Source organism: Rahnella sp. ChDrAdgB13 (assembly GCF_017655185.1).
In the GTDB taxonomy this organism is placed as follows: Bacteria; Pseudomonadota; Gammaproteobacteria; order Enterobacterales; family Enterobacteriaceae; genus Rahnella; species Rahnella contaminans.
This window is the reverse complement of record NZ_JAEMGT010000003.1, coordinates 219,872-239,628: the sequence shown is the minus strand read 5'-3', so window position 1 is coordinate 239,628 and position 19,757 is coordinate 219,872. Positions and strand designations below refer to the sequence as shown.

At 53.1% G+C, this 19,757-nt stretch carries 18 protein-coding genes and 1 tRNA gene; 15 read left to right on the top strand and 4 right to left on the bottom strand.

Going from position 1 to position 19,757, the window contains the following annotated elements; genetic code table 11:
- Positions 1-106: 106 nt before the first annotated feature.
- Both J8X26_RS02285 and J8X26_RS02280 read right to left on the bottom strand, forming a co-directional pair.
- A tRNA-Leu gene (locus tag J8X26_RS02285) sits at positions 107-192 on the bottom strand.
- 233 nt (positions 193-425) lie between these two features.
- Entirely contained in the window at positions 426-1,325 is a 900-nt protein-coding gene (locus J8X26_RS02280) for a LysR family transcriptional regulator (protein ID WP_208950040.1), read from the bottom strand.
- A gap of 134 nt (positions 1,326-1,459) precedes the next feature.
- Between J8X26_RS02280 and J8X26_RS02275 the strand changes: the two genes are divergently transcribed.
- A complete protein-coding gene (locus J8X26_RS02275; RefSeq protein ID WP_208950039.1) occupies positions 1,460-2,455 on the top strand; it encodes an aldo/keto reductase in 996 nt (331 codons plus the stop codon).
- A 9-nt stretch (positions 2,456-2,464) separates the two neighbouring features.
- Here the strand turns inward: J8X26_RS02275 and rsmC are convergent, their stop codons facing one another.
- A complete protein-coding gene (gene rsmC / locus J8X26_RS02270) occupies positions 2,465-3,508 on the bottom strand; it encodes a 16S rRNA (guanine(1207)-N(2))-methyltransferase RsmC (RefSeq protein WP_208950038.1) in 1,044 nt (347 codons plus the stop codon).
- 114 nt (positions 3,509-3,622) lie between these two features.
- Between rsmC and J8X26_RS02265 the strand changes: the two genes are divergently transcribed.
- The 11 genes from J8X26_RS02265 (at position 3,623) to deoD (ending at position 14,713) form a co-directional block, all read left to right on the top strand.
- Complete coding sequence (locus tag J8X26_RS02265; RefSeq protein ID WP_152325212.1) at positions 3,623-4,036, top strand: DNA polymerase III subunit psi; 414 nt, start codon at positions 3,623-3,625, stop codon at positions 4,034-4,036.
- Entirely contained in the window at positions 4,005-4,448 is a 444-nt protein-coding gene (gene rimI / locus J8X26_RS02260) for a ribosomal protein S18-alanine N-acetyltransferase (RefSeq protein ID WP_152325211.1), read from the top strand. Before J8X26_RS02265 ends, rimI begins: the two co-directional genes overlap by 32 nt.
- A gap of 146 nt (positions 4,449-4,594) precedes the next feature.
- Positions 4,595-6,184: a peptide chain release factor 3 gene (prfC, locus tag J8X26_RS02255; protein WP_152325210.1), complete on the top strand. Its 1,590-nt coding sequence runs from the start codon at positions 4,595-4,597 to the stop codon at positions 6,182-6,184.
- 432 nt (positions 6,185-6,616) lie between these two features.
- A complete protein-coding gene (gene osmY / locus J8X26_RS02250; protein WP_152325209.1) occupies positions 6,617-7,207 on the top strand; it encodes a molecular chaperone OsmY in 591 nt (196 codons plus the stop codon).
- Positions 7,208-7,518: 311 nt separating this feature from the next.
- Positions 7,519-7,680, top strand: a complete 162-nt coding sequence (locus J8X26_RS02245; protein WP_013577105.1) for a DUF1328 domain-containing protein — start codon at positions 7,519-7,521, stop codon at positions 7,678-7,680.
- A 283-nt stretch (positions 7,681-7,963) separates the two neighbouring features.
- Positions 7,964-9,076, top strand: a complete 1,113-nt coding sequence (locus tag J8X26_RS02240; RefSeq protein WP_235937376.1) for a patatin family protein — start codon at positions 7,964-7,966, stop codon at positions 9,074-9,076.
- Positions 9,073-9,861: a TatD family hydrolase gene (locus tag J8X26_RS02235; protein WP_208950037.1), complete on the top strand. Its 789-nt coding sequence runs from the start codon at positions 9,073-9,075 to the stop codon at positions 9,859-9,861. Before J8X26_RS02240 ends, J8X26_RS02235 begins: the two co-directional genes overlap by 4 nt.
- Before the next feature lie 538 nt (positions 9,862-10,399).
- On the top strand, positions 10,400-11,179 hold the full coding sequence (deoC, locus tag J8X26_RS02230; RefSeq protein ID WP_152325206.1) for a deoxyribose-phosphate aldolase: 780 nt from the start codon (positions 10,400-10,402) through the stop codon (positions 11,177-11,179).
- Positions 11,180-11,269: 90 nt separating this feature from the next.
- Positions 11,270-12,598 carry a thymidine phosphorylase gene (gene deoA, locus J8X26_RS02225; protein WP_152325205.1) on the top strand — a complete coding sequence of 443 codons (1,329 nt, stop codon included), beginning with the start codon at positions 11,270-11,272 and terminating at the stop codon, positions 12,596-12,598.
- 88 nt (positions 12,599-12,686) lie between these two features.
- Complete coding sequence (gene deoB / locus J8X26_RS02220) at positions 12,687-13,910, top strand: phosphopentomutase (protein ID WP_152325204.1); 1,224 nt, start codon at positions 12,687-12,689, stop codon at positions 13,908-13,910.
- Positions 13,911-13,993: 83 nt separating this feature from the next.
- Positions 13,994-14,713 (top strand): purine-nucleoside phosphorylase, encoded by a 720-nt coding sequence (gene deoD, locus J8X26_RS02215; RefSeq protein WP_101075083.1) that lies wholly within the window; start codon positions 13,994-13,996, stop codon positions 14,711-14,713.
- A gap of 216 nt (positions 14,714-14,929) precedes the next feature.
- Here deoD and J8X26_RS02210 read toward each other — a convergent pair whose 3' ends face one another.
- Positions 14,930-15,718, bottom strand: a complete 789-nt coding sequence (locus J8X26_RS02210; RefSeq protein WP_152325203.1) for a YtjB family periplasmic protein — start codon at positions 15,716-15,718, stop codon at positions 14,930-14,932.
- 150 nt (positions 15,719-15,868) lie between these two features.
- Between J8X26_RS02210 and serB the strand changes: the two genes are divergently transcribed.
- The 3 genes from serB to nadR all read left to right on the top strand — a co-directional run bounded on the left by serB (position 15,869) and on the right by nadR (position 19,582).
- On the top strand, positions 15,869-16,834 hold the full coding sequence (gene serB, locus J8X26_RS02205; protein WP_208950036.1) for a phosphoserine phosphatase: 966 nt from the start codon (positions 15,869-15,871) through the stop codon (positions 16,832-16,834).
- Positions 16,835-16,854: 20 nt separating this feature from the next.
- Entirely contained in the window at positions 16,855-18,237 is a 1,383-nt protein-coding gene (gene radA, locus J8X26_RS02200; protein WP_152325201.1) for a DNA repair protein RadA, read from the top strand.
- 85 nt (positions 18,238-18,322) lie between these two features.
- Positions 18,323-19,582 (top strand): multifunctional transcriptional regulator/nicotinamide-nucleotide adenylyltransferase/ribosylnicotinamide kinase NadR, encoded by a 1,260-nt coding sequence (gene nadR, locus J8X26_RS02195; RefSeq protein ID WP_208950035.1) that lies wholly within the window; start codon positions 18,323-18,325, stop codon positions 19,580-19,582.
- Positions 19,583-19,757: the final 175 nt, after the last annotated feature.

Genomic DNA, 19,757 nt, shown 5'->3' with positions numbered 1-19,757 from the left:
ACTCGAACCCTCACATCCGAAGGACACTAACACCTGAAGCTAGCGCGTCTACCAATTCCGCCACCATCGCATACCGTGCCGTGCAATATAAATCTTGTGATTGTTTTGGTGCGAAGGGAGGGACTCGAACCCTCACATCCAAAGGACACTAACACCTGAAGCTAGCGCGTCTACCAATTCCGCCACCATCGCGAACCAATTGATTACTGTGTTGATGCATTCATCGGAATGTCATCAGCAAGTAACACAACCACGGGGGCGAATTCTAGAGATTTTCCCACAGGCGTCAACTGTTATTTCCCCCATTTCGGATGGTTGATGTAAAAAACAACATATTCAAGGTGAATGGGTCAATCTGTCAGAACGAAGCCAGGTTAATTGATGGTTTAATCAGCAATTTTTCTATTAATGACCGACGACGCCACTCACGCAACCGGCTGTGAAAAGAGCGTAATCAGCCAGTCGAGAAACACGCGAATACGTGGCGCGAGAAAGCGTCCCGGCGGATACATGATGTAAAGTGGCATCGGCGGCGGCGTTAAGGCTGACAGGACTTCCACCAGTTCTCCCCGTTCCAGTTCCTGCGCAATCGCCAGTCTTGAAACCTGAACCAGACCAAAACCGGCTTTTGCCGCTGCAACGTACGCATCTGCGCCGCTGACGGTCAGCGTACGGCGTAACTGAATTTTTTCGACCGTGCCATCAGTGACAAATTCCAGATGCGATTCCGGCTGCTGATGTGCGAAAAAGTAGCCAATGGCCTGATGCGTGGCGAGATCTGCACGCGTTTGCGGGGTGCCAAATTTCGCGAAATACGCCGGAGACGCGCAGGTGATTTGTTCGAGATTGGCCAGATGCCGCGATTGCAGATTTTCATCTTCAGACGGCCACGCACGAATCACGCAATCCACGCCCTGATCGAGCAGATTGACGGAGTTGTCATTGGCGCTGACGCTCAGGGTGATATGTGGATAGTGTTCATAAAATGCCTGCAACGCCGGAATCACCATCACGCGCGCCAGCGAATGCGGCATGTCGATTCTGACCGTTCCGGCGGGCTGGTTTTTATGATGCGCAAACAGGGTATCGGCTTCTTCAAGCGCTGACAGTAATTGCAGGCAGCGCTGGTAATAAATCTTGCCTTCATCGGTGATTTTAACCTGACGCGTTGTGCGCAAAAACAGCCGGACGCCCAGCCGCTGTTCAAGCCGTTTCAGCGTCGTGCTGACCGTTGCGCGCGGTAAATCAAGGTCTTCCGCTGCGCGGCTAAAACTCTCCAGCTCGGCGATACGGATGAAAATTTTCATTGCCTGTATCTGATCCATTTTTCTTCTCCGCAGGCGCTCAGGATTGTTTGCGATTGATGAACAGTGTTGCACGTTTTCGATGATTTATCTTATCCGCAATAACAACCACACTTCTTCATGTTACTTACTCTTCATGTCACGAGGGAATCTCAATGAAACAACGTCAGCTTGGAAAAATGGGTCCGATGGTGTCCGCGCTCGGTTTGGGTTGCATGGGCATGAGCGATTTCTACACCACCGGTCAGGATGAAAAAGAGTCGATGGCGACGCTGGAACGTGCGCTGGAACTGGGCGTTACGATGTTTGATACCGCCGACGTGTACGGCCCGCATACCAATGAAGAACTGCTGGGACGTTTTCTGAAAGGGCGTCGCGATAAAGTTTTCCTGGCCACCAAATTCGGCATCGTGCGTGACCTCGCGAACCCGCACGCACGCGCCACCAACGGACATCCGGATTATGTCCGTCAATCCGTTGAAGGCAGCCTGAAGCGTCTGGGGACGGATGTTATAGATCTCTATTATCAGCACCGCCCTGATCCTTCCGTACCCGTTGAGGAAACCATGGGCGCGCTGGCGGATCTGGTTCAGGAAGGGAAGATTCGTTACATCGGGCTGAGCGAAGTGTCTGTCAGCCTGCTGGAGCGTGCGCACAAAGTGCATCCGGTTACCGCGCTGCAAACGGAATATTCGCTGTGGTCGCGGGATGTAGAAGCGGAGATTTTGCCGGCGTGCGAACGCCTTGGCATTGGTTTTGTGCCCTACAGCCCGCTGGGGCGCGGTTTTCTGACCGGACAAATCCGTTCAATGGACGATCTTGAGCCCGACGATTACCGTCGCTTCAGCCCGCGTTTCGAAGGTGAAAACTTTGCGAAGAATCTGCAGCTGGCGGAAAAAATCGGTGAACTGGCGCAGGAAAAAGGGGTGAAACCGTCGCAGCTGGCGCTGGCGTGGGTGTTATCGCGTAGCGATAATCTGGTGCCAATCCCTGGCACCAAACGTCGTCATTATCTTGAGGAAAACATCGCCGCGCTTGATGTCTCCCTGAGTGAAGCCGAAATCGCGGCGATCGAAGCAGTGTTTCCTTTCCACGTTGCGGCGGGTGACCGTTACAACGCAGAAATGATGCGCATCCTCAGCGAGCAGTAAAACGACGGATTAACGCTTTTTCTTTGGATCACGCGGCGGACGGCCACGTACTGCTTTGTACACTTTGAAACGGCCATTTTGTGCCAGCACTTCATGGCTGCCAAACGTGTCATCCAGCAGCGCGGCGTAAGGCAGGAAGGCGTTAGCCACAATGCGCAGTTCGCCGCCGATATTCAGATGGCTGACCGCGCCACGGATCAGCTGCTCAGCCGCCGTCAGGCTGGTTTGCAGACCTTCGTGGAATGGCGGGTTGGAGATGATCATGTCAAAACGACCGGCAATGTCGGAATAGACGTTGCTGGCGATCACTTCGCCCGGTAAATCATTGGCGGCCAGTGTGGCGCGGCTGGCTTCGATAGCGGCTGCGCTCACATCGCTCAGCGTGATTTTCATCTTCGGCGAGTATGTCGCCAGCACTGATGCCAGAACGCCGGAACCACAGGCCACATCCAGCACTTTGCCTTTAACAGGTTCTTCGAAGCTGTTGATCAGCAACAGGCTTCCGCTGTCCAGACCTTCACGGCTGAATACGCCCGGCAGGGTTTTGATGGTCACTTCTTCGACCATGTACTCATCCCACCAGCCATTTGCATCAAATTCAGGCTGTTTTTCCAGACGCCCGTGGTACAGGCCGCAACGGCGCGCGCTGTCGACTTTACTCAGTTCGCACAAGCCTTCCAGCGTGGTTTCCGCGCTGCGAACGCCACTGCGGTTTTCACCGATGACAAAAACGTCGATACCGACCGGCAGCTGTGACAGCAGGTTGAAAAGCTGGAATTTGGCTTCCAGCTTGCTCTTCGGCCAGTAATACATCAGCACATCGCAAGGCGCGATCAGGTCTGCGTCGGCCAGTAAGCCGAACTGCACGTTGTCGCCCAGCGTTTTGCTGAGCATCTGCCAGTGGTGATACATATTGGTGTGAACGCGGACTTCTTCGGCGTCGAGTTCAGCAGGCAGGTTATCTTGTAAGTCGCCGGCGAACAGGACGCGGCGGCCTTCAAATTCTTCGCTATGGCGCAGTATGACTTCGCTGGCCGGAGTTAATGCAGACATCAGGGTGTGGCTCCTCAGGAATGTAACGCGCGATTATAGAGGTTTATTGGCGCATGTTCGATGTGTTTGCTAGCATAGCCGGGCTTTTCGCTATTCAACGGGCAGGGATCAGGCATGGCATCCAGACGAGATACACTTTTACAACAACTGGGCATTACCCAGTGGACGCTGCGCCGGCCTGCGGTTTTGCAGGGTGAAGTCGCCGTCAGCCTGCCTGCGGAGACAAAATTATTGATTGTCGCCGATGTGCCGCCCGCTGAAGATGATCCGCTGGTGCGCGATGTGCTCCGCAGTCTGGCACTGGCTGAACCGCAGGTTTACCGCCTGACGCCGGAACAGGTAACCATGTTGCCGGAAGACACCCGCTGCAATATCTGGCGACTGGGTTTGAGCGAACCGCTTACGCTCGCCGGTACGCAGTTATCCAGCCCGGCTCTCGCCGGGCTTTATCAAGACGCCAGCGCAAAACGCGCACTCTGGCAGCAGATCTGTGAAAATGAACAACATTTCTATCCTGACGCCCGCTGATCTTCCCCGCGCACTTGAAATTGAACAGGCCAGCCATGCTTTTCCGTGGACGGAAAAAACGCTCGCCAGCAATCAGGGCGAACGCTATCTGAATCTCAAAATCATGCGCAACGACGTGATGGCCGGTTTTGCTATTACGCAAATCGTTCTTGATGAAGCCACGCTGTTCAATATTGCCATCGATCCGGCATTTCAGCGTCAGGGCTTAGGCCGGGCCTTGCTGGAAGACGTCATCCAACAGATTGAGAAAAAAGACGTTTTCACGCTCTGGCTGGAAGTCCGCGCCTCCAACGCAAAAGCCATCGCGTTATACGAAAGCCTGGGCTTTAACGAAGTCTCCATCCGCCGTAACTATTATCCCGCCGCACAAGGCCGCGAAGACGCGATTATGATGGCGCTGCCGCTGGGTTAGCACACAAAAAAACCATTGATTGCCCATCCCGTCTAAATCAGTGAAAATAGCCGGCTATAACTTTTATTACCGCTTTGCCTGACGTCACCTTCTGACGTGAAGTGAATCCCGATGCAGGGCGGACCAACCGCAGAAACGTGAAAAACATGTCTCCAAGTGAATACGCCCTTGAAGTGGCTAAGCGCCGCACATTTGCCATCATCTCTCACCCCGATGCCGGTAAAACCACCATCACCGAAAAAGTTCTGTTATTCGGACAGGCAATCCAGACCGCCGGTACGGTAAAAGGCCGTGGCTCCAGCCATCACGCCAAATCCGACTGGATGGAAATGGAAAAGCAACGTGGTATCTCCATCACCACGTCCGTGATGCAGTTCCCGTACAAACAGTGTCTGGTTAATCTGCTCGACACCCCGGGGCACGAAGACTTCTCCGAAGATACTTACCGTACCCTGACCGCCGTTGACTGCTGTCTGATGGTGATCGACGCCGCAAAAGGTGTCGAAGACCGTACCCGTAAGCTGATGGAAGTAACGCGTCTGCGTGATACACCGATCCTGACTTTCATGAACAAACTCGACCGTGACATCCGTGACCCGATGGAAGTGATGGACGAAGTGGAGCGCGAGCTGAAAATTGCCTGCTCTCCGATTACCTGGCCGATCGGCTGCGGTAAATTGTTTAAAGGGGTTTATCACCTCTATAAAGATGAAGTTTATCTGTATCAGACCGGTAAAGGGCACACCATTCAGGAAGTTCGCGTGGTCAAAGGTTTGGATAATCCTGAACTCGATGCCGCCGTCGGCGAAGATCTGGCTGCGCAACTGCGTGATGAACTGGAACTGGTGCAGGGCGCATCGCATGAATTCGACCACGAAGCGTTCCTGCAGGGCGAACTGACGCCGGTATTCTTCGGTACCGCACTTGGCAACTTTGGTGTTGACCATATGCTCGACGGTCTGGTGGACTGGGCGCCTGCGCCGATGCCGCGTAAAACCGATCTGCGCGAAGTCAAAGCCGATGACGAGAAATTCACCGGTTTCGTGTTTAAAATTCAGGCCAACATGGATCCCAAACACCGTGACCGCGTGGCGTTCATGCGTGTGGTATCTGGTAAATATGAAAAAGGCATGAAGCTGCGTCAGGTGCGTACCGGCAAGGACGTGGTGATTTCTGATGCACTGACCTTTATGGCTGGCGACCGTTCGCACGTTGAAGAAGCTTATCCGGGCGACATTATCGGTCTGCATAACCATGGCACCATTCAGATTGGCGACACCTTTACTCAGGGTGAGAACATGAAGTTCACCGGCATTCCTAACTTTGCCCCTGAACTGTTCCGTCGTATCCGTCTGCGCGATCCACTGAAACAGAAACAGCTGCTGAAAGGGCTGGTGCAGCTTTCTGAAGAAGGCGCGGTGCAGGTCTTCCGCCCGATTTCTAACAACGATCTGATCGTCGGTGCGGTCGGTGTTCTGCAGTTTGAAGTGGTTGTGGCGCGTCTGAAAAGTGAATACAACGTCGAAGCAATCTATGAGTCGGTGAACGTTTCTACCGCCCGCTGGGTAGAATGCAACGATGTTAAGAAATTCGAAGAATTTAAACGCAAGAACGAAACCAATCTGGCGCTCGATGGTGGCGATAACTTAGCGTATATCGCCCCGACGATGGTGAACCTGAATCTGGCTTCTGAGCGTTATCCGGAAGTGAAATTCCGCAAAACCCGCGAACATTAATCTTCGTATCATCCGGTTTTGAAACAGAAAGACGGCAAGGTTGCCGTCTTTTTTTTCGCCATTTTCTGTTAAAAGTGATTTGCCTCGCATTTTTCCCTGCTCGTTTTATCGCCTCTTTGCCTGAAAAATGGGCGCAAACTGCCTCAAACCCTAAGACTTGTCTGCATTAAGGGCCTTATTCGACGATCTTCCTACACATCTGATCATTCTTGACTATATTAAATGTGTGTTCAGGAAACGGTGGCTTAAAGCACTACTTTAAAGTCACGTAACAGAGAGTTGTATCGTGAGGCGATAAAAAGCCAGAACAAAACAATGTACTCTGCTACAAGGAAAGTAAAAACAGCAGCAATACAATTTGTTATAAGGCGTCACCAAGAATGTGACGTGCAGAGCCGAAAGCAAGGCTTATAAACCGAAAGGAAGAAATCGATGAAAAACTCTAAATTTGCCTATTCAATGATGGCCGTAGTACTGGGTACCGCACTGATGAGCGGTAGCGCTTTGGCTGCAACGACTACAGATAGCGCAGGTGCAAAAATCGATAGCTCCATGAAGAAAGTTGATAACTACATGGGCGACAGCGCCATCACAGCGAAAGTAAAAAGTGCTCTGGTGGATGATAAAGCCATCAAAAGCAGCGACATTTCTGTCACTACCACTTCAGGCGTTGTCACGCTGAGCGGCTTTGTCGGCTCACAGGCTGAAGCGGAACAGGCTGTTGCAGCAGCGACCAAAGTGGAAGGTGTGAAATCTGTCAGCGACAAACTGCACACCAAAGACAGCAAAGATCAGAGCGTGAAAGGGTATGCCGGCGACAGCGCCACAACAGCGTCTGTCAAAGCTAAACTGCTGGCCGATGACATCGTCCCTTCACGTAACGTGAAAGTTGAAACCACTGACGGTGTGGTACAGCTCTCCGGTGCAGTGAAAGATCAGGCACAGTCTGACCGTGCAGAAAGCGTTGCGAAAACTGTTGATGGCGTGAAAAGCGTCAAAAATGACCTGAAAGTCGCACCGTAACGATCCTCTGTTATACCTGTTGTACAAGGTGCCCTCCGAAGGGCGGGCGCCTCATCTTTGAATAACGCATAACAATATTTGTGTTGCCCGTGCAATATTCGGGATGGACATGTTTTGCCTGATGTCAGAAAAAAGATCGTGACTGAATCTCTAACACTTTAATTTTTCGACTACCTTTATTAAGTAAGCTGTTTTTTGTATCCGGTATACAACCGGTTAATAAAGCGTCAGAAAGGCAACAGTGAGTCCGGCCCGAAGCGGGGCACCACCTTTTAAACTGGCAAAGTGAAAATAGGGTAAAGGAGAAGCTTATGTTTCGTTGGGGCATTATTTTTCTAATCATCGCGTTAATCGCGGCGGCTCTCGGTTTCGGTGGTTTGGCGGGTACAGCTGCCTGGGCTGCAAAAATCGTCTTCGTAGTCGGTATCATTCTGTTCCTGGTCAGCCTGTTTACCGGTCGTAAACGACTCTGACCGCATCATTGATTTGATGCCAATAAGCGTTAATGAATGACATCGCCCCCTTCAGTGAAGGGGGCGATTCTTTTATGGGTACAGTTTGCCCGTTAACAGGACGTAACGATTTTATCGGCCAATTTAGGCAAGTAATTCACGCAAAACGAGAAGTCGGGGTATGCTCAGAAAGGAGGCCGGTAAAAGGCCAATAGTGTAATGCCGATTTTGCGAGGATAGCGCGTTGGGATACAGAATACCTGTCACGCTGGGGAATATAGAACCGCTGGCGTATAAACCTTATATGCCGGGGAAAATTGCCCTGGTTTGTGAAGGAGGAGGACAGAGAGGCATTTTTACCGCAGGCGTTTTGGATGAATTCCAGCGGGCTCGTTTTAATCCTTTTGATCTCTATCTGGGCACATCAGCAGGCGCGCAAAACCTTTCCGCGTTTGTTTGCGGCCAGCCCGGTTACGCCCGCAGAGTCATCACCCGCTACACCACCAGCCCTGACTTTTTCAACCCTCTGCGCTTTGTGCGTGGCGGACACCTTATCGATCTCGACTGGCTGGTCGATGAAACGTCGAAAAACATGCCCCTGGCGATGGAAAGTGCAGAAAAACTGCTGATCGACGGCCGTGAGTTTCTGATGTGCGCCTGCCGTAGCGATGATTACACGGCCAACTATTTTGCGCCGACGCGTGAAAACTGGTTGCCGGTGATCAAAGCGTCCAGCGCGATCCCCGGTTTCTACCGCATGGGCGTGGATCTGGATGGTATCAGCTATCAGGATGGCGGGATCAGCGATGCGATCCCGGTTGAGGAAGCTTACCGCCGCGGCGCAGATACCATTGTGGTGATCCGCACCGTGCCGTCGGCGATGTTCTACACGCCGCAGTGGATGAAACGGATGGAGCAGTGGCTGAGTGAAAGCAGTCTGCAACAGCTGGTGCGCATGATGCAGCATCACGAAGAAAGCTATCACCGCATTCAGCAGTTCATTGAAAATCCGCCGGATGATGTGCGCATTTTCGAAATCTTCCCGCCAAAACCGCTGGCCAGCCACGCGCTGGGAAGCCGTCTTCCTGCGCTGAACCAGGATTATCATCTCGGCCGCCGTTGCGGACGTTATTTCCTTTCTGCTGCTGCGCACTGGCTGATGCCGCGCGAAAACGAACGGCCTTATCCACAGATTACTCCGCGCGTTAGCCGTCCAAAACGCATCGTGGTGCCGCAGGACGAGCCGGAGAATGTGATCCCGCTGGCCGCCGCCAGCAGCACAATCGAGCAGATTATTCTCGATCCCGCCGTGCTGACGGATATGGTCGCCGATGGCGGCGTAGTCCGTCCGGCGGCGATGAGCGACAATGCGCCGGCTGAGAGTCATTTTCCGGCCAGCGAAGGTGATAAGTTGTGAGTTTCACGTTCATCGATACGCATTGCCATTTCGATTTTCCGCCTTTTACCGGCGCAGAAGCGGACAGCCTGCGTCTCGCCGGTGAATCGGGTGTCCGCGAGATTATCGTGCCTGCCGTGACGGCAGATCGCTTTCGCGGCATTCTTGCGCTCGCCAAAAATCACCCGCAGATCCACGCCGCGCTCGGGCTGCATCCTTTATATATCGCGCAGCACAAGGATCAGGATGTCGAATTGCTGGAAGCGTTGCTCAGCCACCGTGATGTGCGGCTGGTCGCAGTAGGCGAAATCGGGCTGGATTTATACATGGAAGACCCGATGTTTGAGCAACAACAGCGGTTGCTTAAAACTCAGTTTTCCCTGGCAAAAAAAGAGAATCTGCCGGTGATTTTGCATTCACGCCGCAGCCACGATCAGCTCGCCGCGATGTTACGGCAGGCGAAACTGCCCGCGACCGGCGTGGTACACGGTTTTGCCGGAAGCCTTTCTCAGGCGCAGGCGTTTATTAAACTCGGTTATGCGATAGGCGTCGGCGGAACGATTAGTTACGAACGTGCGCAGAAAACCCGTCAGGTGATGGCGCAGTTGCCACTCTCTTCTTTACTGCTCGAAACCGATGCGCCGGATATGCCGTTGCAGGGTTTTCAGGGACAACCTAACCGGCCGGAACGCGCCGCTGTGGTGTTTGATGTGTTATGCCAGTTGCGTACAGAATCTGCGCAGGAAATCGCCGATACGTTGCTCGCCAACACCCGCCGGGTCTTTCAGTTATCTGCACGGCAGTAATTCGTTATACTTTTTGTGATTTAAATAACATTTTTATTGCCCGGCATTTCTTGCTGTCTTTGGATTGTTCGCTGTGGTGCGATTTATGTTCTCTTTAAAATGTTATTATTATAACATTCGCCACAAGATCGCCGGTCGGCGTTCTCTGTATATCCGCCTGAACTTCGCTTGTCATGAATCGGGTATACACTCTTATCTGGTTTAGACGCTGAGCATAGCGCCGTTAAAGTGTGACTTGAGTCTCATTTTAATAAGCAACGTTGCAAACGGTTTTCATTTTGTGTGAAATACTGCACACAGGAACCTGATGTGACGTGTTCAAATAGTCACAACGAATTGGCATCAGCCAATCAAAGCGCGGTGAGAAGGATCTCAGTTGCCACGTAAGCCACAGGGTTTACGCACGCTATCTTCATGGAACCAAGTCCGCTCGCCAACGTGCAGAATTCTTTCCCCCGATGTTAACCACCGGAATGAATTCATGACTGTATGCTCAGTTCTGGCCGGTCGCTGGAATTGAAAATTGTTGGAGAGTTATATGACCGATTTAACCGCCGCAGCGCAACGTGCGCTGAACCTGATGGATTTAACCACGCTGAACGAAGACGACACCGATGCAAAAGTGATCGCCCTTTGTCACCAGGCAAAAAGCCCGGCAGGTAACACCGCTGCTGTCTGTATTTATCCTCGTTTTATTCCTGTTGCCCGTAAAACCCTGCGCGAGCAAGGAACGCCGGACATCCGCATTGCGACCGTGACGAACTTCCCACACGGTAATGACGATCTCGACATTGCGCTGGCAGAAACCCGCGCAGCGATTGCTTACGGTGCCGACGAAGTTGACGTGGTATTCCCGTACCGCGCGCTGATCGCCGGTAACGAGCAAATCGGTTTTGAGATGGTTAAACAGTGCAAAGAAGCCTGTGCAGCCGCAAATGTTCTGCTGAAAGTGATCATCGAAACCGGTGAGCTGAAACAGGACGCGCTGATCCGCAAAGCCTCCGAAATTGCTATCAAAGCAGGCGCTGATTTCATCAAAACCTCAACCGGTAAAGTGCCTGAAAACGCAACATTGCACAGCGCTGAACTGATGATGAGCGTGATTGCTGAAATGGGCGTGGGCAAAACCGTCGGTTTCAAACCGGCCGGTGGCGTGAAAACCGCTGAAGATGCTGCGCAATATCTGGCACTGGCTGACCGCCTGCTGGGTCGCGAATGGGCTGATGCACGTCACTTCCGTTTCGGCGCTTCCAGCCTGCTGGCAAGCCTGCTGACCACTCTCGGTCACGCTGGTCAGAAAGCCACCAGCAGCTATTAATCACTGTTGTTATGCCGATGCCGTGGCGCTGTTTTGCAGCGTCCGGTATTGGCGTTCACATTTAGCGTTCAGCTCAGGCAGGGGGATACCTTGTTTCTCGCACAAGAAATTATTCGAAAAAAACGTGACGGCCAGCCTTTAAGCGACGAAGAAATTCGTTTCTTTGTGAACGGCATTCGCGACAGTCAGGTTTCAGAAGGTCAGATTGCCGCACTGGCAATGACCATCTATTTCAATGATATGACCATGAAAGAACGTGTTTCGCTGACCATGGCGATGCGCGATTCCGGCACCGTGCTGGACTGGAAAAGCCTCAACCTGAACGGCCCGGTTGTGGATAAACATTCCACCGGCGGCGTGGGTGACGTGACCTCCCTGATGCTGGGCCCGATGGTGGCAGCCTGTGGCGGTTATGTCCCGATGATTTCAGGCCGTGGCCTCGGTCATACCGGCGGTACGCTCGATAAACTCGAAGCGATCCCGGGCTTTGATATTTTCCCGGATGACAGCCGTTTTCGCAGCATCATCCAGGACGTTGGTGTGGCGATTATCGGCCAGACCAGCTCGCTGGCACCGGCGGACAAACGCTTCTACGCAACGCGTGATATCACCGCGACCGTGGATTCTATCCCGCTGATTACCGCATCGATCCTCGCCAAAAAACTGGCCGAAGGGCTGGACGCGCTGGTCATGGACGTCAAAGTGGGCTCCGGCGCGTTTATGCCGACCTACCAGCTTTCAGAAGATCTGGCACAGGCGATTGTGGATGTGGCAAATGGCGCGGGTTGCAAAACCACGGCGCTGCTGACCGACATGAATCAGGTGCTGGCATCAAGTGCCGGTAATGCGGTGGAAGTGCGCGAAGCCGTGCGCTTCCTGACCGGCGAATACCGCAATCCGCGTCTGCTGGAAGTCACCATGGCGCTGTGCGTTGAAATGCTGCTGTCCGGCGGACTGGCAAAAGATGACGCTGATGCCCGCAGCAAATTGCAGGCGGTGCTGGATAACGGCAAAGCGGCTGAAGTTTTTGGTCGCATGATTGCGGCGCAAAAAGGCCCGACCGATTTCATCGAAAATTACGACAATTATCTGCAACAGGCGACGCTGAGCAAACCGGTTTATGCCGAAACAAACGGCATTGTCAGTGCGATGGATACCCGCGCGCTGGGCATGGCGGTAGTGTCACTGGGTGGTGGTCGTCGTCGTGCCAGCGATGCTATCGATTACAGCGTCGGTCTGACCCACATGGCTCAGCTGGGGCAGCAGGTGGATACCCGTCAGCCACTGGCGATGATCCACGCGAACAGTGAAGCGGCCTGGCAGCAGGCAGCGCAGGAAGTGCGCGCGGCCATTGTCCTGAGTGACAAAGCGCCGGAAAGCACGCCGGTGGTTTATCGCCGGATCAGCGGCAAAGCTTGATTTCAGGCTGAATCGCCCCCATTTAAGAGTGATCAGGTGCGCGGCAGTTCCGCGTGACCCAATGCGTAACCATTCGCAGGAGAGCAAAATGAAACGTACATTTATCATGGTGTTAGACTCATTCGGTATCGGTGCCAGTGAAGATGCCGAGCGCTTTGGCGATGCCGGTTCTGACACATTGGGCCATATCGCGGCTGCCTGCGCGCGTGGCGAAGCCGACAAAGGCCGCAAAGGGCCGCTGAATCTGCCGAACCTGACCCGTCTTGGGCTGGCGAAAGCCGCTGAAGAATCCACCGGAAAAATCCCGGAAGGCATGGACGGTAATTCTGAAATTACCGGCGCTTATGCTTACGCGAGCGAACTTTCCTCCGGTAAAGATACCCCGTCAGGCCACTGGGAAATCGCCGGTGTGCCTGTTCTTTTCGACTGGGGTTATTTCAGCGATACCACCAACAGTTTCCCGCAGGAACTGCTGGATAAGCTGGTGAAACGCGCCAATCTGCCGGGCTACCTCGGCAACTGCCACTCATCCGGCACCGTCGTGCTGGACGATTTAGGCGAAGAACACATGAAAACCGGCAAGCCGATTTTCTACACCTCTGCGGACTCCGTTTTCCAGATTGCCTGCCACGAAGAAACTTTCGGGCTGGATCGCCTGTATGAACTGTGCGAAATCGCCCGTGAAGAACTGACTGAAGGCGGTTACAACATTGGCCGTGTTATCGCGCGTCCGTTTATCGGCGACAAAGCCGGTCATTTCGAGCGTACCGGTAACCGTCATGATTTAGCGGTGGAGCCACCGGCACCGACCATCCTGAAAAAACTGGTTGATGAGAAAAACGGCCACGTAGTTTCCGTTGGTAAAATCGCGGATATCTATGCGCAGGTCGGTATCACCAAAAAAGTGAAAGCCACCGGGCTGGACGCGCTGTTTGACGCGACCATTAAAGAGATGAAAGAAGCGGGTGATAAGACAATCGTCTTCACCAACTTTGTTGATTTCGACTCTTCTTACGGCCACCGTCGTGATGTTCCGGGCTATGCCGCTGCGCTTGAGCTGTTCGACCGCCGTATGCCGGAACTGCTGGAGCTGGTGAAAGAAGATGACATTATTATCTTCACCGCTGACCACGGTTGCGACCCGACCTGGCGCGGCACAGACCATACCCGTGAGCACATTCCGGTGTTAATCTATGGTCCTAAAGTAAAACCGGGCTCGCTGGGCCACCGTGAAACCTTCGCTGACATCGGGCAGACGGTCGCGAAATACTTCGATCTGACGCCGATGGATTACGGTAAATCCATGCTGTAACGATTAGAATGCGCGGCCAGTAAAGCTTACTGGCCGCGTTTTTATTATGAACATGACACCTCGCAGAATTAAGGAATAAGAAGATGGCAACTCCACACATTAATGCTGAAATGGGCGACTTCGCTGACGTAGTGCTGATGCCGGGCGATCCGCTGCGCGCCAAGCACATCGCGGAAACTTTCCTTCAGGACGTTAAGCAGGTGAATGACGTGCGTGGGATGCTGGGCTTCACCGGCACCTACAAAGGCCGCAAAATCTCTGTTATGGGCCACGGCATGGGCATTCCTTCCTGCTCAATTTATGCCAAAGAGCTGATCACCGAATTCGGCGTCAAAAAAATCATCCGTGTGGGTTCCTGCGGCGCGGTACGTGAAGACATCAAACTGCGTGATATCGTGATTGGCATGGGTGCCTGCACCGATTCCAAAGTGAACCGCATGCGTTTTAAAGATCACGATTACGCGGCTATCGCCGATTACGACATGGTGCGTAACGCTGCTGATGCGGCAAAAGCTAAAGGCATTAATGCCCGCGTTGGTAACATCTTCTCCGCTGATCTGTTCTACACGCCAGACCCGCAAATGTTCGACGTGATGGAAAAATACGGCATTCTGGGTGTGGAAATGGAAGCCGCCGGTATCTACGGCGTGGCAGCTGAATTCGGCGCAAAAGCGCTGACCATCTGTACCGTTTCCGACCATATCCGTACGCACGAACAAACCACTGCCGCTGAACGTCAGACGACCTTCAACGACATGATCGAAATCGCGCTGGAATCCGTTCTGCTGGGCGACAAAGAATAAATTCTGCATACATTGCAGAAACTGAAACGGGCGCCGATGGGCGCCCGTTTTGCTATGCAATTTTCTATTCATCACTGAGCTGCTCATGTCTGAACTTGTGGATTTACTGCGTCATGCAGCCTGACGGCAAAAGAGATTACTGAACGCCTGCACATCACCCAGCCCACGCTATCCAGGTGGAAGAATTAAAATTGCCTGTTCAGCGGCTGGTCTGAATCACTTAGGCCGGCTGCGTTTCAGACTGCGGTAAGCGGCCTGAGCCGCTTCTTTAGTTTGTGCTTCGGTTGCGGGTTTTGCCTCGGCAACTTCGGCTTCCGGTTCAGGAATATTCAGCACCGGCGGAGGGCCGAATTCGTCCGTTTCCTCTTCCTGCTCGTCATCTTCTTTCACTGGTTTACTGGCGGTCAGCAGGAATGGTGATTGCTGCCAGCGCGAACGGCGTCCTTGCAACAGTGTCCGAGCCAGAATAATGCCCACACCCAGTGCGGCGAGCATCATCAGACGCAACAGATTGGTGGTGTTATCGACCTGCTTCGATTCCGTTGCCAGAACATGCGTATCGAGCGTGATGCGCAAAAATCCGCTCGGACCATTTTTATCTTCTATCGGCACCACAATCTGATGATTGAAGTAGCTGCCCGCGCGTTTACCGTCCAGCGATAACCGGTCGCGAACCGGCACCTGTTCGCCCGCATGGGCCACCAGGGAGCCGTCGGATTCATAAACGCTGGCATCAAGAATGCGACTGCCATCGGTAAGCTGACTCAAAATAGTGGAAATTTGCGCGATATCAGCGCCATCATTGTCGCTGTCCATCAGTGGCGCGAGTGAAAATGCCACCTGCTTCGCGAGTGTCTGGGCGAGTTGCTCCACCTGAGTGGAACGCGCCAGTTGATGTCCCAGGCTGAAATAGGATGCGCCTTGCATCAGAATGACTAATAACGCCAGGCTTATCAGTACGATAGCAGCGCGGTGCAGGCGAAATTTAAGTTTGGCCTTGGCCATTCTGTTTCCTTGCGATTTTCGATGACTTTAATGTTGCCAGAAGAGGTGACGATAGGGTAGCTTGATGCCTCGTTTTACCCGGCGTTACCTCTGCCTTTTGACTCGTTTTACGAACCGTCGTTTATAACAAAACAATCTACCGGAGCCATCATGCCAAACAGTCTGACCTATTGCGATCTTCCTGCGGAGATCCACCAATGGCCGGGACTTCCCCTTTCACTGAGCGGTGATGAAGTCATGCCACTCGATTACCGGGCGGGACACACCGGATGGCTGCTCTATGGTAGAAAACTGGATAAAACGAGCATTACGCTTTTCCAGCGCCGCTTAGGCCGTGCTCTGGTGATTGTCAGTGCATGGGCAGTGGAAGGTTATCAGGTTGTTCGTCTGGCGGGTTCACTGACCTCCGACGCACAAGTTCTGGCCGAATCTTTTGAATTCGATGTCGCCCAGTTGGGGAAAGTGCCTTACCTGCGAACGCCTGGCCTGCTGGTTATGGACATGGATTCTACCGCGATTGAGATTGAATGCATCGACGAAATTGCCAAACTGGCGGGCGTCGGTGTGCAGGTGGCCGAAGTCACCGAACGTGCGATGCGCGGCGAGCTGGATTTCTCCGCCAGCCTGCGTCAGCGCGTTGCGACGCTCAAAGATGCCGATGCAGGGATCCTTGAGCAGGTGCGTCAGACATTACCGCTGATGCCGGGCCTGACCGTGATGGTTCAGCGCTTGCAGGAAGCGGGCTGGCACGTGGCGATTGCATCCGGGGGGTTCACGTATTACGCCGAATATCTGCGTGATCGGCTGAATCTGGTCGACGTGGCGGCGAATGAGCTGGAAGTCCGCGACGGTAAGCTGACCGGACGCGTGATCGGGCCAATTGTTGATGCCCAATACAAAGCCGATACGCTGCTAAAACTGGCGGAAAAACTGGGCATTTCTCAGGAGCAAACTATCGCAATCGGCGATGGCGCCAACGATCTCAAAATGATGGCCGTTGCGGGGATGGGCATCGCTTATCACGCGAAACCGAAAGTGTATGAACAGGCTGCCGTTTGCATCCGTCATGCCGATTTACTCGGTGTTTTATGCATCCTGAGCGGCAGTCAGTCTTAATAAAAATAAAGAGGTAAGTTGTGGCGAAAGCAGCAAAACGTGCATTTGTGTGTAATGAATGTGGCGCAGATTATCCGCGCTGGCAGGGGCAGTGCAGTGCGTGTCAGGCCTGGAACAGCATTACTGAAATCCGTTTAGCGGCTTCCCCGACTGTGGCGCGTAACGAGCGCCTGACCGGTTACGCGGGTGATGCTGGCGTCAGCCGTGTACAAAAACTCTCTGATATCAGCCTCGATGAACTTCCGCGTTTCAGCACCGGTTTCAAGGAATTTGACCGCGTGCTGGGCGGTGGCGTGGTGCCCGGCAGTGCGATTCTTATCGGCGGTAATCCGGGCGCTGGCAAAAGTACGCTGTTGCTGCAAATTTTGTGTCACCTCAGCGAAAACATGAAAACCCTGTACGTCACCGGCGAAGAATCACTGCAACAGGTGGCGATGCGCGCGCATCGTTTGGGTTTACCGACGTCGAACATGAACATGTTGTCGGAAACCAGCATTGAACAGATCTGTGAAATTGCCGACAAAGAACAGCCGAAACTGATGGTGATCGACTCCATTCAGGTGATGCACATGGCGGACATTCAGTCATCGCCGGGTACGGTCGCACAGGTGCGCGAAACCGCCGCCTATCTCACCCGTTTTGCGAAAACGCGCGGTGTGGCGATTGTGATGGTCGGCCACGTCACCAAAGACGGATCGCTCGCCGGGCCGAAAGTGCTCGAACACTGTATCGACTGTTCCGTTCTGCTCGACGGCGATGCCGACTCCCGTTTCCGTACCTTACGCAGCCATAAAAACCGCTTCGGTGCAGTGAATGAACTGGGCGTATTCGCCATGACCGAGCAGGGGCTGCGCGAAGTCAGTAATCCCTCGGCCATTTTCCTGAGCCGTGGCGATGAAATTACGTCGGGTAGTTCGGTGATGGTGCTGTGGGAAGGGACGCGGCCACTGCTGGTTGAAGTACAGGCGCTGGTTGATCACTCGATGATGGGAAATCCGCGTCGCGTGGCTGTCGGGCTTGAGCAAAACCGGCTGGCGATCCTGCTGGCGGTTCTGCACCGTCATGGCGGTTTGCAGATGGCGGATCAGGACGTGTTCGTTAACGTCGTGGGTGGCGTGAAAGTGACGGAAACCAGTGCGGATCTCGCGCTGCTGCTGTCGCTGGTTTCCAGCCTGCGCGACCGTCCTCTGCCGCAGGATTTGGTGGTGTTTGGTGAAGTGGGGCTGGCGGGGGAAATCCGTCCGGTGCCCAGCGGTCAGGAGCGTATCACCGAAGCGGCGAAGCACGGATTTAAACGCGCCATCGTGCCGCACGCCAATGTGCCGAAAAAAGTCCCTGCCGGAATGCAGGTGTTTGGTGTCAAAAAACTGGCAGATGCGCTGGCGATCCTCGACGATTTGTAACGGTTGTCTGGTGTCAATTAAGCCTGCCTTTATGCTATTTTGGGTTTAGCTATTTTGTTTAGTACAGCAAACCTGGGGACAAGGCATGTCACAGTTCGACTATCTAAAAACCGCGATAAAACAACAGGGACGCACGCTGCAACAGGTGGCCGAGGCCAGCGGGATGACCAAGGGTTATCTCAGCCAGTTGTTGAATGCAAAGATAAAAAGCCCCAGCGCCCAAAAGCTGGAGGCGCTGCATCGCTTCCTTGATCTTGAGTTTCCCCGCCGCGAAAAGAATATCGGCGTGGTGTTTGGTAAGTTTTATCCGCTGCACACCGGTCATATTTATCTGATTCAGCGCGCCTGTAGTCAGGTCGATGAACTCCATATCATCATGGGCTATGACGAGCTCCGTGACCGCGAGTTATTCGAAAACAGCTCGATGTCTCAGCAACCGACGGTCAGCGACCGTCTGCGCTGGTTATTGCAGACGTTCAAATACCAGAAAAACATCCGTATCCATGCCTTCAATGAAGAAGGGATGGAGCCGTATCCGCACGGCTGGGATGTCTGGGGACGCGGCATTAAAGAGTTTATGAGCCAGAAAGGCATTGAGCCGAATACCATTTATTCCAGCGAAGAAGGCGACGCGCCGCAGTACCGCGAACATCTCGGGATTGAAACGGTGCTGATTGACCCGAAACGCTCCTTTATGAATATCAGTGGCCGCCAGATACGTCAGGATCCTTTCCGCTACTGGGATTATATTCCGACGGAAGTGAAGCCGTTCTTCGTGCGCACCGTGGCGATTCTGGGCGGCGAATCCAGCGGGAAATCGACGCTGGTCAATAAATTAGCCAACATTTTCAACACCACCAGCGCCTGGGAATATGGGCGTGATTACGTCTTCTCGCACCTCGGTGGCGATGAAATGGCGCTGCAATATTCCGACTACGATAAAATCGCACTCGGTCAGGCGCAGTACATTGATTTTGCGGTTAAATATGCCAATAAAGTGGCGTTTATTGATACCGATTTTCTGACGACGCAGGCGTTTTGTAAAAAGTACGAAGGCCGAGAGCATCCGTTTGTTCAGGCTCTGATGGACGAATACAAATTCGATCTGGTGATCTTGCTGGAAAATAACACGCCGTGGGTGGCGGATGGCCTGCGCAGTCTGGGAAGTACAACCGACCGCATGTCATTCCAGAATCTGCTTATCGATATGCTGAAACAGAACAATGTGGATTACGTTCACGTTGAATCTTCAGATTACGATCAGCGTTTTCTCGAGTGCGTGGATTTGGTGAAAAACATGCTCGCTGCCGATACCAGCCGGTTGAACGATCCCAACGTGAACTGACCAGTTTTCCCGAAAAACTCAGGCGCCTGTTTTACGCAACAGGCGCTTTTTTATACCTGCTATTTTTACCCTTCAATGACCAGATCCTTATTAAGTATTCGCTGAGTGAATGGTTGTTAGTTTTGTATTCTGTATAATTATTAATGAATTCATCTGATTGCATCAGTTTTGATTT